General features: G+C 61.8%; 3 protein-coding genes. 1 reads left to right on the top strand and 2 read right to left on the bottom strand.

Annotated elements, in window-relative coordinates:
- The coding region (locus tag QHF89_RS50090) for an IS3 family transposase (RefSeq protein WP_342763994.1) at positions 1-96 on the top strand (96 nt) is incomplete at its 5' end.
- A gap of 208 nt (positions 97-304) precedes the next feature.
- Here the strand turns inward: QHF89_RS50090 and QHF89_RS49830 are convergent.
- Both QHF89_RS49830 and QHF89_RS49825 read right to left on the bottom strand, forming a co-directional pair.
- On the bottom strand, positions 305-1,117 hold the full coding sequence (locus QHF89_RS49830; RefSeq protein ID WP_136973420.1) for a hypothetical protein: 813 nt from the start codon (positions 1,115-1,117) through the stop codon (positions 305-307).
- 108 nt (positions 1,118-1,225) lie between these two features.
- On the bottom strand, positions 1,226-1,510 hold a 285-nt coding region (locus QHF89_RS49825; RefSeq protein WP_284722031.1), incomplete at its 5' end, for an integrase core domain-containing protein.

The raw sequence follows: 1,510 nt of genomic DNA, 5'->3' as shown, positions 1-1,510 counted from the left end.
AGGTTCTACAACCACGCCCGGCGGCACTCGTACCTGGGGTACTTGAGCCCGGTCGAGTTCGAATTGCGAGCACAAGTGGCCGCGTTTGCGGCATAGTTGGTTTGTCCACGGGAGCGGGGGAAGATCAGTGGGCTAAGGGCCGTCCCTACCGCGACCCAAACTCACGCGGCGGGCGTGAACCCCCCGGCGCAGTCAACCTGGTCGGGGTTGGCGGGGTTGGCGGTCAACCTGGTTGCGGTTCCTGGTCGCGCTTCCACCTTTTCCAACAGGCCCGCTTCGTTGGACGTCGGCTTCACTTCGCTCTTCACGGCGCTTTCACAGCAGTAGAGCGATCAGTCTCGGCGAGACCGGGTTCGGTGCACCGGGAAGGAAACTTGATTGCTCCTTCAGGTTGACCTTTATTGGTCTCTGTTACACAGCGTAGGCCCCCATCTTCGAACACAGTTCGCCTCATGAGCAACTCACAGGTCGCAAGTCTGTGCTGAACTTCGAGCGCCCGCACGCCAGGTAGCGAAAGCAGGGAAAACGTTTGCCACGAGTCAAAACTGTATTCCGTTTCACTTCCCCAGGTAAACTTCCCACCATCGATCCGCATATCACTGGTCCACGGGCCGATGGCACCGATCGGCGTATAATCTATTTTCTCAGGCGCTCCGAGCAACTTGCCCGACGTGCGAAACTCCACTCCACCTGCCTGGGGAGTTACAGAATCGACCACGACGAGACTGCCCTCCACGACGATTGGGCGCCTGGCTCCAAACAAAACGAAGCGATCGTTGATGTCAGGCCAGTGCCCATCCCCACACAGCGAAACATGCCCTTCGTCGCTTGGCCCGGAGCATACGTCGATAAAGCGCAGTCCGCACTCGGCTGGTACGCGCGCCACATGGCCGGCGCCCTCGCGACAACGCTTGTCGTCGGCGAGGGCGGCATCGGCGAGGGGCCTTCCCGCTTGCGACACGTCGGCTCCGCAGCTGCACGTAAGCCCTGCCACGATGGTCGCCGCACAGCCGAAAACCTGTGCTCGGGATACAAGTGGATGCAATTGAATACCGCCTTCTTCGCGAGCCGGCAAGCGCGGCGCGTCACCACACTCGTTGCGCAGTCTAGGCTTCATGCCGAACAAACCTCCGCAGCACATCTTTACCCTACACCATGCTCATCGCACACCGCGTGCCGTCTGCCAGATCATGGTGATCTTCCCCCGCTCCCGTGGACAAACCAACTATGCCGCAAACGCGGCCACTTGTGCTCGCAATTCGAACTCGACCGGGCTCAAGTACCCGAGGTACGAGTGCCGCCGGGCGTGGTTGTAGAACCGCTCGAGGTAGTCACCGATCGACGCCATCGCGGCTTGCCGGGTCGGGAAGCGCATCGCGTCGCCCAGCTCGGCCTTGAGGGTCGCGAAGAAGCTCTCGGCGACGGCGTTGTCCCAGCAGCCGCCGGTGCGGCTCATGCTCGCGACGATGCCGCGCTCTCGCAGCGCCTTCCGGTAGTCCTCGCTGGCATA

The organism is Polyangium sorediatum, from assembly GCF_029946465.1.
In the GTDB taxonomy this organism is placed as follows: domain Bacteria; phylum Myxococcota_A; class Polyangia; order Polyangiales; family Polyangiaceae; genus Polyangium; species Polyangium fumosum.
This window is presented reverse-complemented; position numbering and strand designations above follow the sequence as displayed.

Bases quoted from the DNA above. Each gene is read 5' to 3' on its own strand.
- QHF89_RS49830 (WP_136973420.1), bottom strand. From the start codon at position 1,117: ATGAAGCCTAGACTGCGCAACGAGTGTGGTGACGCGCCGCGCTTGCCG.